The sequence below is a fragment of the Streptomyces sp. WZ.A104 genome (genome assembly GCF_002382885.1).
In the GTDB taxonomy this organism is placed as follows: domain Bacteria; phylum Actinomycetota; class Actinomycetes; order Streptomycetales; family Streptomycetaceae; genus Streptomyces.
The window spans coordinates 1-12,413 of the sequence record NZ_NWVL01000001.1; the positions used below are offsets into that span (position 1 = coordinate 1).

Annotated in this window: 13 protein-coding genes and 1 pseudogene; 9 read left to right on the forward strand and 5 right to left on the reverse strand. The window is 69.8% G+C overall.

Features of this window, described 5'->3' with window-relative positions; all coding sequences use genetic code 11:
• Positions 1-796: pseudogene (locus CIB93_RS00005) on the reverse strand (Fe-S oxidoreductase); the annotation flags it as partial.
• A 148-nt stretch (positions 797-944) separates the two neighbouring features.
• Positions 945-1,712 carry a sugar transferase gene (locus CIB93_RS00010; protein ID WP_257001936.1) on the reverse strand — a complete coding sequence of 256 codons (768 nt, stop codon included), beginning with the start codon at positions 1,710-1,712 and terminating at the stop codon, positions 945-947.
• A gap of 408 nt (positions 1,713-2,120) precedes the next feature.
• Here CIB93_RS00010 and dnaK point away from each other — a divergent pair, with 408 nt between their 5' ends.
• The 6 genes from dnaK to CIB93_RS00040 all read left to right on the forward strand — a co-directional run bounded on the left by dnaK (position 2,121) and on the right by CIB93_RS00040 (position 7,193).
• Positions 2,121-3,986 (forward strand): molecular chaperone DnaK, encoded by a 1,866-nt coding sequence (dnaK, locus tag CIB93_RS00015; RefSeq protein WP_096622696.1) that lies wholly within the window; start codon positions 2,121-2,123, stop codon positions 3,984-3,986.
• Positions 3,983-4,633, forward strand: a complete 651-nt coding sequence (gene grpE / locus CIB93_RS00020; RefSeq protein ID WP_096622698.1) for a nucleotide exchange factor GrpE — start codon at positions 3,983-3,985, stop codon at positions 4,631-4,633. The genes dnaK and grpE overlap by 4 nt, the downstream gene beginning before the upstream one ends.
• A gap of 96 nt (positions 4,634-4,729) precedes the next feature.
• Positions 4,730-5,920, forward strand: coding sequence for a molecular chaperone DnaJ (gene dnaJ / locus CIB93_RS00025; RefSeq protein WP_096622700.1), 1,191 nt, complete (start codon positions 4,730-4,732; stop codon positions 5,918-5,920).
• A gap of 1 nt (position 5,921) precedes the next feature.
• Positions 5,922-6,374 carry a heat shock protein transcriptional repressor HspR gene (locus CIB93_RS00030; protein ID WP_096622702.1) on the forward strand — a complete coding sequence of 151 codons (453 nt, stop codon included), beginning with the start codon at positions 5,922-5,924 and terminating at the stop codon, positions 6,372-6,374.
• Between the two features lie 241 nt (positions 6,375-6,615).
• A complete protein-coding gene (locus tag CIB93_RS37580; protein WP_179499892.1) occupies positions 6,616-6,960 on the forward strand; it encodes a hypothetical protein in 345 nt (114 codons plus the stop codon).
• The gene (locus CIB93_RS00040; protein WP_179499893.1) at positions 6,939-7,193 is read left to right on the forward strand and encodes a hypothetical protein; all 255 of its coding nucleotides are present in this window, start codon (positions 6,939-6,941) and stop codon (positions 7,191-7,193) included. The genes CIB93_RS37580 and CIB93_RS00040 overlap by 22 nt, the downstream gene beginning before the upstream one ends.
• 18 nt (positions 7,194-7,211) lie before the next feature.
• Here the strand turns inward: CIB93_RS00040 and CIB93_RS00045 are convergent, their stop codons facing one another.
• On the reverse strand, positions 7,212-8,204 hold the full coding sequence (locus CIB93_RS00045) for a helix-turn-helix transcriptional regulator (protein WP_096622704.1): 993 nt from the start codon (positions 8,202-8,204) through the stop codon (positions 7,212-7,214).
• Between the two features lie 170 nt (positions 8,205-8,374).
• On the opposite strand from CIB93_RS00045, the gene CIB93_RS00050 reads away from it, so the two are divergent.
• Positions 8,375-8,713: a helix-turn-helix transcriptional regulator gene (locus CIB93_RS00050; RefSeq protein ID WP_257001937.1), complete on the forward strand. Its 339-nt coding sequence runs from the start codon at positions 8,375-8,377 to the stop codon at positions 8,711-8,713.
• A gap of 138 nt (positions 8,714-8,851) precedes the next feature.
• Here CIB93_RS00050 and CIB93_RS00055 read toward each other — a convergent pair whose 3' ends face one another.
• Entirely contained in the window at positions 8,852-9,385 is a 534-nt protein-coding gene (locus CIB93_RS00055; protein WP_096622706.1) for a hypothetical protein, read from the reverse strand.
• Between the two features lie 131 nt (positions 9,386-9,516).
• Positions 9,517-11,328, reverse strand: a complete 1,812-nt coding sequence (locus CIB93_RS00060) for an ABC transporter ATP-binding protein (RefSeq protein ID WP_096622708.1) — start codon at positions 11,326-11,328, stop codon at positions 9,517-9,519.
• A gap of 193 nt (positions 11,329-11,521) precedes the next feature.
• Between CIB93_RS00060 and lxmA the strand changes: the two genes are divergently transcribed.
• Complete coding sequence (lxmA, locus tag CIB93_RS00065; RefSeq protein WP_096622710.1) at positions 11,522-11,737, forward strand: lexapeptide family class V lantibiotic; 216 nt, start codon at positions 11,522-11,524, stop codon at positions 11,735-11,737.
• Between the two features lie 95 nt (positions 11,738-11,832).
• Entirely contained in the window at positions 11,833-12,411 is a 579-nt protein-coding gene (gene lxmD / locus CIB93_RS00070) for a peptide terminal cysteine decarboxylase LxmD (RefSeq protein ID WP_096622712.1), read from the forward strand.
• Positions 12,412-12,413 lie beyond the last annotated feature (2 nt).

Sequence of the window (12,413 nt, forward strand, 5' to 3'; positions counted from 1 at the left end):
TCATCGGCAGCAGCGCGCCGAGCGCGACATCGCCGTCCGCGTTCCGCTTGAACCAGATGTTCGGGAACCCGAGGAACCGGTGCCAGGCCACACCCATGTTCGTGTTCAGCGAGATGGTGATCGCCCAGACCATCGTCGTACCGAGCTTGATCATCGCGAACAGGTAGACCAGGTTCTGGAGCGTTTCGACGCTCAGCCCCTTGAAGGCCAGGACCAGGGGGTACGAGGCGAAGTACGCGGGGTCGTAGCTGTCGACGTGGTGGAGGGCGCCCTCCAGGCCGCGCAGCGCCATGATGGCGGTGCCGATGATGAGGATGACGATCTCGACGAAGTACGCCTGGCCCATCTTGGAGCCCGTGAAGCGCGACTTGCGGCCCGCCCGCGAGGGGAGGTTCAGCTGGCGGATCGCGATCAGCACGATGATGCCGAGGGTCGTGCCGAGCGCGATGAACTCGATGTAGAGCTCGTACGGGAGGAAGCCGCCGATGACCGGCAGCACCCAGTCCGCCTTGAACAGCTGGCCGTACGCCGTGACGATCGTCAGGCCCAGCGTCAGGAAGCCGACGGCGACGAACCAGTGGGCGACGCCCACGACGCCCCAGCGGTTCATTCGCGTGTGGCCGACGAACTCCTTGATCAGGGTGATCGTCCGCTGCTTGGGGTCGTCGGTGCGGCTGCCTGCCGGTACTGCCTGTCCCAGACGGACGAAGCGGTAGATCTGCACGATGGCTCGGGTGATGAGCGCAACGCCGACGACCGTCAGCACCAGCGACACGATGATCGCGGCGAGTTGCATGAGTAGGGCTCCTCGGGCCTGCGAGAGCGGGATCCAGTTACGTACGTGCGACTGCCCACTACTACTAAGCAGTAACTTATTTGGTCTGTGCTGACACTATCCACTTAGTCCACCCTGCTGTAGCCGGGCGGGCGGTGATCTGTGTCGCTCAGGTGTGCCTTGGTTGTGCCTTGGGCTGTGCCGCGGGCGGTGTCCCGGGTGGTGTCCCGGGTGGTGCCTCGGTCGGGCTGGCCTGTCGGAGGGTCGTCCGCAGGGTATTGCGTACGGCCTCCGTCAGGATCGCCAGGTCGAGTACTACTCCATGGTGCTCTGCGTAGTGCTGGTCCAGCAGGGCGGGGTCGTCCCACGGCATGCCCGAGCGGGCCCGCACCTGGGCCAGGCCGGTGAGTCCCGGCCGCAGCTCCTGCCGCCACTGCCGGGCCCCGGGGTGCGCGGACCGGGGGTCGCCCGGGGCCAGCGGGGCGGGGCCGACGAGGGCGAGGTCGCCCCTTACGACATGAGGGAGCCGGGAGAGCAGGTCCAGCCGGAGCCGTCGGGTGCGCAGGCTGCGGAGCTCGAAGACCCTGCCGTCCAGACCGGTGCGGGGGCGGCGGTCCCAGGCGCCGCCCGGGGTGCGCCGGGCGGTCAGGACGAGGGCACCGACGGCTACGGCGGGGGCGGTCAGGGCCAGCAGGGCGGTGCCGAGGGTCAGGTCCAGCAGCCGTTCTGCCGTCGTGCGGGGGGCGAGGCGGTCCGCCAGGCGTTCCGCCCGGTCCAGGAGGCCGGTCAGGTGGGCGGCGGGGCGCGAGGGGAAGTGGCCGCGCGCTGTTGCCGGGTTCGAGCGGGTGACGGCGGGAGGGGCGGCGGGGCTGGTGGCCGGTGTGCGGGGGGCGGCCGGTGGCGGTGTGGCTTCCGTGGGGCGGGGCTGTGGTGGCACCGGTGCCTGTGTGCGTACGGGGTTCTGCCCCTGCCTCCTCCGCTTCTCCCTCCGCTTCTCCTTCTGCCTGTTCTGTCGTACGCGCCGCTTCCTCGCGTTCTGCATCGCGCCCACCCGGGGTTCGAGATTCGATGGTGTGACGATCCACGGTGAAACCTGCCGGTCGGGGACGGTTGTGACCGTCTCGCGGCATTTTGTGACAGAACGATCCCATGGTGGGACGGTGGGGTGCGGGGTGTGCGAGGGGTGTGGCGTGCGCGGGTGTGTCCGTGGGGCGGGAGCGGGGGCGATGTGTGGTCCGGATAAGCACTTAAGTTGAGCCCGACCGACTCAGGTCTGTTGACTAGGGGGCGGGTGTCATGCATTCTTGAGTCAGATCCACTCAAGTAGTCAGTTGGAGGAATTGAAATGGCACGTGCGGTCGGCATCGACCTGGGCACGACTAACTCCGTCGTCAGCGTTCTCGAAGGCGGCGAGCCCACCGTCATCACCAACGCCGAAGGCGCCAGGACCACGCCGTCCGTCGTCGCCTTCGCCAAGAACGGCGAGGTGCTCGTCGGCGAGGTCGCCAAGCGCCAGGCGGTCACCAACGTCGACAGGACCATCCGCTCCGTCAAGCGCCACATGGGCACTGACTGGAAGATCGACCTGGACGGCAAGAGCTTCAACCCGCAGCAGATGAGCGCCTTCATCCTGCAGAAGCTGAAGCGCGACGCCGAGTCGTACCTGGGCGAGAAGGTGACCGACGCGGTCATCACCGTCCCGGCGTACTTCAACGACTCCGAGCGTCAGGCGACCAAGGAGGCCGGTGAGATCGCGGGCCTCAACGTCCTGCGCATCGTCAACGAGCCGACCGCCGCCGCCCTGGCGTACGGCCTGGACAAGGACGACCAGACGATCCTCGTCTTCGACCTCGGTGGCGGCACCTTCGACGTGTCCCTCCTGGAGATCGGTGACGGCGTCGTCGAGGTGAAGGCCACCAACGGTGACAACCACCTCGGTGGTGACGACTGGGACCAGCGTGTCGTCGACTACCTGGTGAAGCAGTTCGCCAACGGGCACGGCGTGGACCTGTCCAAGGACAAGATGGCTCTCCAGCGTCTCCGTGAGGCCGCGGAGAAGGCGAAGATCGAGCTCTCGTCCTCGACCGAGACCACGATCAACCTGCCCTACATCACGGCGTCCGCCGAGGGCCCGCTGCACCTGGACGAGAAGCTCACGCGCTCGCAGTTCCAGCAGCTGACCTCGGACCTCCTGGACCGCTGCAAGACCCCGTTCCACAACGTCATCAAGGACGCGGGCATCCAGCTCTCCGAGATCGACCACGTCGTTCTCGTCGGTGGCTCCACCCGTATGCCCGCCGTCGCCGAGCTCGTCAAGGAGCTGACCGGCGGCCAGGAGGCCAACAAGGGCGTGAACCCGGACGAGGTCGTCGCCATCGGCGCGTCGCTCCAGGCCGGTGTCCTCAAGGGCGAGGTCAAGGACGTCCTGCTCCTCGACGTCACCCCGCTCTCCCTCGGCATCGAGACCAAGGGAGGGATCATGACCAAGCTCATCGAGCGCAACACCACGATCCCGACCAAGCGTTCCGAGATCTTCACGACGGCCGAGGACAACCAGCCCTCCGTGCAGATCCAGGTCTACCAGGGCGAGCGCGAGATCGCGGCGTACAACAAGAAGCTCGGAATGTTCGAGCTGACCGGTCTGCCGCCGGCCCCGCGCGGCGTGCCGCAGATCGAGGTCGCCTTCGACATCGACGCCAACGGCATCATGCACGTCGCTGCCAAGGACCTCGGCACCGGCAAGGAGCAGAAGATGACCGTCACCGGTGGCTCCTCGCTGCCGAAGGACGAGGTCAACCGGATGCGCGAAGAGGCCGAGAAGTACGCCGAGGAGGACCACGCCCGCCGCGAGGCCGCCGAGTCCCGCAACCAGGGCGAGCAGCTCGTCTACCAGACGGAGAAGTTCCTCAAGGACAACGAGGACAAGGTCCCCGGTGACGTGAAGACGGAGGTGGAGACCGCTGTCGGCGAGCTGAAGGAGAAGCTCAAGGGCGAGGACACCGCCGAGATCCGTACGGCCACCGAGAAGGTCGCCGCCGTCTCCCAGAAGCTGGGCCAGGCGATGTACGCCAACGCTCAGGCCGAGGGCGCGACCCCGGGTGCCGAGGCCCCGGGCGACGGCCAGGCCAAGGCCGCCGACGACGACGTCGTCGACGCCGAGATCGTGGACGACGAGAAGGACACCAAGGACACCAAGGGCGGTGCGGCGTGACCGAGGAGACTCCGGGCTTCGAGGAGAAGCCCGACGTCCCCTCCGGCGCCACCCCTGATGACGCCGAGCCGAAGGCCGCCGCTCCCTCCGAGGAGGAGGCGGCGGCCCCGGCCGGGGACACCGACCAGACCGTCGGCCTGACCGCACAGCTGGACCAGGTCCGTACGGCGCTCGGCGAGCGCACCGCGGACCTCCAGCGGCTCCAGGCCGAGTACCAGAACTACCGCCGCCGTGTGGAGCGGGACCGGGTCACGGTCAAGGAGATCGCCGTCGCGAACCTCCTGTCCGAGCTCCTGCCCGTGCTCGACGACGTCGGCCGCGCACGGGAGCACGGCGAGCTGCTCGGCGGCTTCAAGTCGGTCGCCGAATCGCTGGAGACGGTCGTCGCGAAGCTGGGCCTCCAGCAGTTCGGCAAGGAGGGCGAGCCCTTCGACCCGACGATCCACGAGGCTCTGATGCACAGCTACGCGCCGGACGTCACCGAGACGACCTGCGTGGCGATCCTTCAGCCGGGGTATCGCATCGGCGAGCGCACCATCCGCCCCGCGCGGGTGGCCGTCGCCGAGCCGCAGCCGGGCGCCACGCCCGCCGCGGCCAAGGAAGAGAAGACAGACGACGAGGAGAGCGGTGGCACCGAGGAGGTCTGACGGCAACGCGTCTGACCACCAGGGTGCACACCGACCGGCCCGGCGGTCGGCCCACGGGCCGGCCGCTCGGCCGATCGTCCGGAAGGAGGGACGTCGATGAGCACGAAGGACTTCGTCGAGAAGGACTACTACAAGGTCCTCGGCGTCCCCAAGGACGCCACCGACGCCGAGATCAAGAAGGCGTACCGCAAGCTCGCCCGGGAGAACCACCCCGACGCCAACAAGGGTGACGCCAAGGCGGAGGAGCGCTTCAAGGAGATCTCCGAGGCGAACGACGTCCTCGGCGACGCCAAGCGGCGCAAGGAGTACGACGAGGCGCGCGCCCTCTTCGGCAACGGTGGCTTCCGCGCCGGTCCCGGTGGTGCCGGCGGCAACTTCAACTTCGACCTGGGCGACCTCTTCGGCGGGGGCGCACCGGGCGGCGGACAGGGCGGCGCGGGCGGCGGCTTCGGCGGCGGGGGCGGTCTCGGAGACGTCTTCGGCGGGCTGTTCAACCGCGGCGGCACGGGCAGCCGTGTCCAACCGCGGCGCGGCCAGGACGTCGAGTCCGAGGTGACGCTCAGCTTCACCGAGGCGGTCGACGGGGCCACGGTCCCGCTGCGGATGTCCAGCCAGGCGCCCTGCAAGGCGTGTTCCGGCACCGGTGACAAGAACGGCACCCCCAGGGTCTGCCCGACCTGCGTCGGCACCGGCCAGGTCTCGCGCGGCAGCGGCGGCGGCTTCTCGCTCACCGACCCCTGTGTGGACTGCAAGGGCCGGGGCCTCATCGCCCAGGACCCCTGCGAGGTCTGCAAGGGCAGCGGCCGGGCGAAGTCGGCCCGGACCATGCAGGTCAGGATTCCGGCGGGCGTCTCCGACGGCCAGCGGATCAGGCTGCGCGGCAAGGGCGGCCCGGGCGAGCGCGGCGGTCCGGCGGGCGACCTGTACGTCGTCGTGCACGTCGGCGCCCACCCGGTCTTCGGCCGCAAGGGCGACAATCTCACGGTCACGGTGCCCGTCACGTATCCGGAGGCGACGCTCGGCGGCGAGGTCAAGGTCCCCACCCTCGGCGGCCCCCCGGTCACCCTGAAGCTTCCCGCGGGCACCCCCAACGGGCGTACGATGCGCGCCCGGGGCAAGGGCGCGGTGCGCAAGGACGGCACCCGCGGCGACCTCCTGGTCACCGTGGAGGTCGCGGTCCCCACCTCCCTCGGCCAGGAGGCCAGGGACGCGCTGGAGGCCTACCGGAAGGCGACCGCGGACGAGGACCCGCGGGCGGAACTGTTCCAGGCTGCGAAGGGAGCTTGAGATGGACGGCCGTCGACGCAATCCGTACCAGCTGACCGATGAATCGCCGGTGTACGTGATCTCGGTGGCGGCCCAGCTCTCGGGCCTGCACCCGCAGACACTGCGACAGTACGACCGCCTCGGCCTGGTCTCCCCGGACCGTACGGCCGGGCGCGGTCGGCGATACTCGGCCCGCGACATCGAGCTGCTGCGCACGGTGCAGCAGCTGTCGCAGGACGAGGGCATCAACCTCGCGGGTATCAAGCGGATCATCGAGCTGGAGAACCAGGTGGCCGCGCTCCAGCAGCGCGTCGCCGAGCTCTCGGCGGCGGTGGACGGCGCGGCGGTCGCCATGCAGCAGCGCGAGGCCCAGGTGCACGCCTCGTACCGCCGCGATCTGGTGCCGTACCAGGACGTGCAGCAGACCAGCGCGCTGGTGGTCTGGCGGCCCAAGCCGAAGCGGTCCGCGGAGTAGGGCGGCGGGGCACCGGGGGGTACATACGACGACGGCCGGGCCGGGAGAACACCAGATGTTCTCCCGGCCCGGCCGTCGTCGTATGTCCGCGGCGTCGCACGGCTGGCACCAAGTGGCCGGGGCGCATGCAGCAAGTTGACAGTGATCGCCGCCTGGTCCGGCCCGCCCCGCTGGCAAGCTGACATACGTCGGCGGACGAAGCCGGCGAGACACGTGACGCAGTGAGTACGGGGAGGAAGAGATGGGTGTCTACGCGTTCACCGGGAGGATGGTCGGTGCGGGAGGACTGCTCCTGGCGCTGGTCGTCGGAGCGGCCGCCGCACCGGCCCACGCGAGCGCCGGAGCCGGGACGGTCGCCGCGTCCGCGACCGCCGCGCCGCTGTTGACCGGGGCTGGGGCTGGGGCTGGGGCCGGGGGCAATGCCGGTGCCGGTGCCGGTGCTGGGGTCGGTACGGCTTCGGAGGCGGTGTCGGACGTGGTGTCGAGGGTCACCTCGGCGGTCTCCCGAGTGCTCTGCGGCGCACCGCTGCCGAAGCCGGTCGGACCGTTCATGGGCAAGGTGAAGTGCGTCAACGGCTGGCAGTAGAGGACCCGGTGGAGATCACGGTGGTCCGTGCCTCCACCGACGCCGCGCCCGCCGGCACCGCGGTGCTCCGGCTCATCGGGATGCTGCCCGCGCACTGGGACTGCGGCCAGCACATCGAGGAGGACCGGATCACCGTCCTGGTGCGCGGCGGCGTGCGGGACGCGCGGGAGCGGTGCGCCGAGGCACTGCGGGACCGGGCCCTGGAGGGGTGGGTGCTGGAGGGGAGCGGGTAGGGCCTTGCCTCTCCCGTCTCAGATCCAGCCCTTCTCGCGGGCCAGCAGGGCAGCGTGCGGGCGGCTGGTCGCGTCCAGGATGCGGAGCACGTCGGCGACATGGCGGCGGTACGTCCGTACCGAGATGTCCAGGTTCCGTGCGCCCGTCTCGTCCTTGGCGACCCGGCACATCTCCTCCATGACGCGCTGCTCCATCTCGGACAGCACGCCCGAGGGCGCGGGGTGGGTGTCGATCAGGGCGGAGAGGTCCGTGGACTCGGTCCAGATCTTCTCGAACAGGGCCAGGATGTTGGAGACCAGCCCGGCCTGCTGGGTGACCAGCGCGCCGCGCGAGGTGTCCGAGGGATCGACGGGCACCAGGGCCGTACGCCGGTCGTACACGAGGATCCGCTCGGACAGCTTGTCCGCGGCCCGGATCGACGCGCCCTGCGCGGTGAGTTCGCGGAGGTAGGCCACGGTGGGCGGGTGGTCGAGTGCTTCCCGCAGCACCACGCTGCGGATCTGCACGCCCCGACGTAGGCACCGGGTGTCCAACGGGCGGGCGTGCGCGATGTTCTCGGGGGTGAGTGCTGTGTACGGCTCGACGGAAAGGATCTCCTGGCGGGCGAAGAAGGCCAGGTCGTCGATCCGGTCGCGGATCTGGCGGAGCACTTCGAGCCGCTCCACGCCCTGCGTGGCGAGGGGCCGGGCCTGCTGTTCGGCGGTCAGCTCGGCGACCAGATGCCGGGACCTGGTGACCTGGTGGAGCTGTTCGTGCAGCTCGCGCAGCCGTATCTCCGTGAGGCGCTCGACCGCGGTCTCCGGATCGGCCGCCGAGACGCCGCCGTGCCCGTCGGTCCGCAGCAGGCCCAGCTCGGCCAGCCGGGCGAGGGCCTTCTCCACCTCTTCGCGCGGGCTGTGGAGGAGGACGCCGATGTCCTCGGTGCTGGTGCCCGGATTGCGCAGGAAGTGCCGGTAGGCGCGTTCCTCCGTGGTGTTGAGACCGAGTATGGACAGGCTTCCGTCGTTCACTGCTGCCGCTCCCCCGCGTGCCGCACGACAACCGACGGTGCTGCCGCATCGGTCAAATGCCGCGCAACCGTCGAACTGATGAGGGAGAGGGTAATGCAAAGGTAAAGCAGCAGGTAGTCCCTGCCGGCCGGGTGGCGGGCGCGGGACGGGGGACAGTGGACGATCAATGGATGGAGACTGCTGTGACGGCGATGGCTGACGAACGGATGACGGTCGACGAACGGATGACTGCCGGTGGGCGGACGGCTGCCCATGGGCGGGCGATGGCCGGTGGGCGGCAGGCGATGGACTTCGCCGCGCTCACCGAACGCGAGCTGGAAGTGCTCGTACTGCTGGCGAGCGGCGAGCAGAACCGCTGGCTGGCCCGGAGGCTCGGCATCACGGAACGTACGGTTCGGGCCCACACGTCGAGCATCGTGCGCAAGCTGAACCTGAAGTCGCGGTTCGAGGCCGCGATCGTGTCGTACCTGCATGCCGAGGACATCAGGAGGGCCGCGTCCGTGACCTGACGCCGTGACCTGACGCCGCGGTACGTGCGCACGTCGAGGTGCGCACATTGAAGGGCGCACATTGAAGTGCGCAAGCCGAAGTCCCCTGCCGGAAGTCTTGCTTCCGGCAGGGGGCTTCGGTCGTTCACGGGCCCGCCCCTACGGCAGGGCCGCGCTGATCGCGTCCACCGCCATCATCCACATCGGCTGACCGCCGGTGCCGAACGCCGCCGACAGCGCGTAGCCGATGGCCGCGTCGAGCGGTTCGGGGGTGCCGGCGTCCTCCTGCCACTCGGCTATCACCCGGCGGTCTCCGTCCGAGGAGAAGTCCCCGAGGTGCTTGCCGTCGCGGGTCAGCCGGCTGAACGGGATCGAGTTCGGGACGAGCCGGTAGTGGATGCCCGCGTGACGGACGTCGACCCGGTACGTCTGCCGCCGGAGCTTCCCCTTGCCGGGCTTGATCGTCGCGGCCTCGCCGTCCACCGTGATCGTGAGGTGCCGGGGGTCGCGGGTGCCGATGACGATGTGGTCGTCGACCTCCGCCTCGGGGGCGCGGACGATGGTGATGGTGGGAATCCGCTCGCCGCTGACGACGAGCTTCTCCCGCTGCTCGCCGAGGAGTTCGACGGAGATCTCCCCGTAGTGGTCGTCCTCGGTCGAGGCGGGCAGGGGGAGGGGGGTGGTGTCGGTCATCTGGATCCTTGAATCCTTCGATCGTGCGATCGTGCTGAGGGGGGTGTTCGCAGGGAGTCAGTGACGTACGGGACTGGGGTACGGGACTGGCGTACGGAATTCTCGCAGGCGCGGCGGTGCTTCGGCGCAGTTCAGTGCATCGTCGCAGCAGTCTCCGCGGCTGCCGTGGCGACCGCCGGGGCCGTGGTCAACTGCGTCGCGGTCAACTGCGTCGCGGTGAGGTCCTGGTAGAGGGCGCTCCGCTCCAGCAGCTCCTCGTGCCGTCCGTAGTCGCTGACCCGGCCGTTCTCGAACAGCACCAGCCGGTCCGCCGTGGTGACCGTCGAGAGCCGGTGGGCGATGAGCAGCACCGTGCAGTCCCGTGCGGCCTCCTCCACCGTTCTGCGCAGAGCGGTCTCGCTGAGCCCGTCGAGGTGCGCGGTGACCTCGTCCAGGAGCAGGACCTGCGGGCGGCGCAGCAACGCCCTCGCGATGGCGAGGCGTTGGCGTTCTCCGCCGGAGAGGGCGAGGCCGCGGGCGCCCACCGCCGTGTCGAGGCCGTCCGGGAGCGAGGCGACGAAGCCGTCGAGCAGGGTCCGGCGGAGCACGTCGGCGACGGCTTCGTCGCTCGCGTCCGGTGCGGAGTAGAGGAGGTTCTCCCGGAGCGTGCCCGCCAGCATCGGGGAATCCTGCTCGACGTAGGCGATCCGGCGGCGGAGTTCTGCCCGGCCGAGTGAGCGGATGTCGGTGTCGTCAAGGAGGATGCGGCCGTCGTCGGTGTCGTAGAACCGCTGGATCAGGGAGAACACCGTGGTCTTGCCGGAGCCGGACGGGCCGACGATCGCGGTGACCTTCCCCGCCGGTGCGACGAAGCCCGTGCCGTTCAGGACGGGTGTACGCCCCTCGTAGGCGAAGGTCAGCCCGTCGACCGTGACGCGGGGCGGCGGGCCGGAGGGCGCCGACGGCGTACCGTCCACGTCGTCCTCCGCCGCCATGGACCGCACCTCCTCGATCCGGGCCAGGGCGCCGAGTCCCTGCTGGAGGGCGGTGGTGCCGCCGACCAGGGAGAGGACCGGGCCGCCCAGGTTGAACAGGTAGAGCAGGAAGCCGATCAGCGCGGCCAGTTCGAGGGTGCCCATGGCGACCAGCGCACCGCCGAAGCCGATGACGGCGAGGAACGACGCCTGGACGATCAGCCCGGCCAGTACGGCGATCAGCGCGTGGTAGCGGGCGCCCTTGAGGCCTGCCCGGTAGGCGCGTTCGGCGGCCTGGGTCGCCCGCTCGGTCTCCTTCGCCTCGCCGCCGTTGGCCTTCACGGTGCGGGCCGCGCCGAGCGAGCGGTCGAGTGCCGCGCCGATCTCGCCGACGGAGGTCTGTGCCTCGGTGGTGACCCGCTTGATACGGGGCATGACGACGCCCATCGCGATGCCGACGACCACCAGCACGGCGGAGGTGATGCCGAGCAGCGGCAGGCTGACGATGCCCATCAGCACGATCGTGGCCAGCAGGTGGATCGACCCGTCGACGAGCTGGATGAGACCGCCCGTCGCCGCGTGCTGCACGAGCGTGCTGTCGGAGGTGACGCGCGTGGTCAGTCCACCCGGCTCGGTACGGTCCAACTCGGCCGTGCGCAGGCGTATGAGGCGCGCGATCAGGCCGCGGCGGACCTGGAGCACGACGCGTTCGGCGGTCCGCTCGCTGAGCCAGGACTGTAGCCAGGTCAGCCCGATGGAGGCGAGCAGCAGGCCGAAGAGCAGGAGGATGTCCTCCCGCAGCCCTCCGCCCGTCATGAGCTTCGCCAGCACCGACTGGATGACCAGCGGCTGGGCCAGACCGGCGGCGCTGCCCATCAGGGTCAGGGCCAGCACGGTGAGGAGGATGCCGCGGTGCGGACGCGCGTACGAGAGCAGCGCCCGCAGCGCGGGCCGCTCCGCCGGAGACTGTTCTGCGTCAGGTGTGTTCACACCCGTAGTTCTATCCCCTTCTACCTGTGCGGGGAACTGTCGTTTGCGGCAATGCCGTAAGAGCCAATGGTGCGGGCCTCACGGTGTGGGTCAACATTCTTTCTGTCCGCAACGGACACCGGGAAACCGGGCATCACCGAGATGGCCGGGAATGCCGGACGTAAATCCCCTTTCGCCTATGGAGGCAACTCTCATGCAGAACGTCACCGAGAAGGACCTGTTCGACGGCTACACCGCCTACACCTCCGCCGAGGAGCTCGGCCTGCACGACGGCAAGGAGGCCGCGCCGGCGTTCAGCCCCACCATCCCGTGGGCCATCCGCGCCACGATCATCAGCGCGCGTTCCTCGCAGCAGTGCGCCGCCGCTCTCGGCTCGCTCGCCGCGAAGACCGTCGAGAACAAGTGCTGACCAGGCTCTCTTCGCTGTGAGCCGCGGGGTCCGGCCGGACGTGCCATGGGCACGCTCCGGCCGGACCCCGGCCCCCAACGCGCACAGGAGGCGTCGTGGAGGAACAGCAACGGGACTTCGAGCGCATCCTCGTCGTGGGGACGGGGGCCCTCGGCGTCGCCTTCCTGCCGTTCTGGATCAACTGGCTCGGGAACTCCTTTCCCGATACGGAGAAACGGGTCGCGCTGACCCGCTCCGCATGCCGATTCGTGTCACCGGACGCGGTGGCCGTACTCTCCGGGAAAGAAGTATTCATCGACGACTGGAACGCTTTTTCCGGCGTCGCCGTACCCCATGTGAGCCTCGCGGAATGGGCGGATCTGATTCTCGTCCATCCCGCCACTCTGAATTTCGTCGGCCGATTCGCCCTCGGCGTCGCCGACACCCCGCTCATGGTCGCTCTGCACACCACCCGCGCCCTGGTCGGCGTCGCCCCGTCGCTGCCGCCCGGTGCGCTCGGGAGCCCGGTCGTCCAGGGGCACCTGGCGGCCCTGCGCGAGCGTCCCGGTGTGGTGCTCGCCCCGACGATCCCCGCGCGGAGCGCGAGTACCGGAGAGGTGGAGGACGGTGGCTCCGCGCCGCTGAACGAGCTGTACGACCTGTGCGTCGCGCGCCGGAAGGAGTGTGCGCTGTGAGC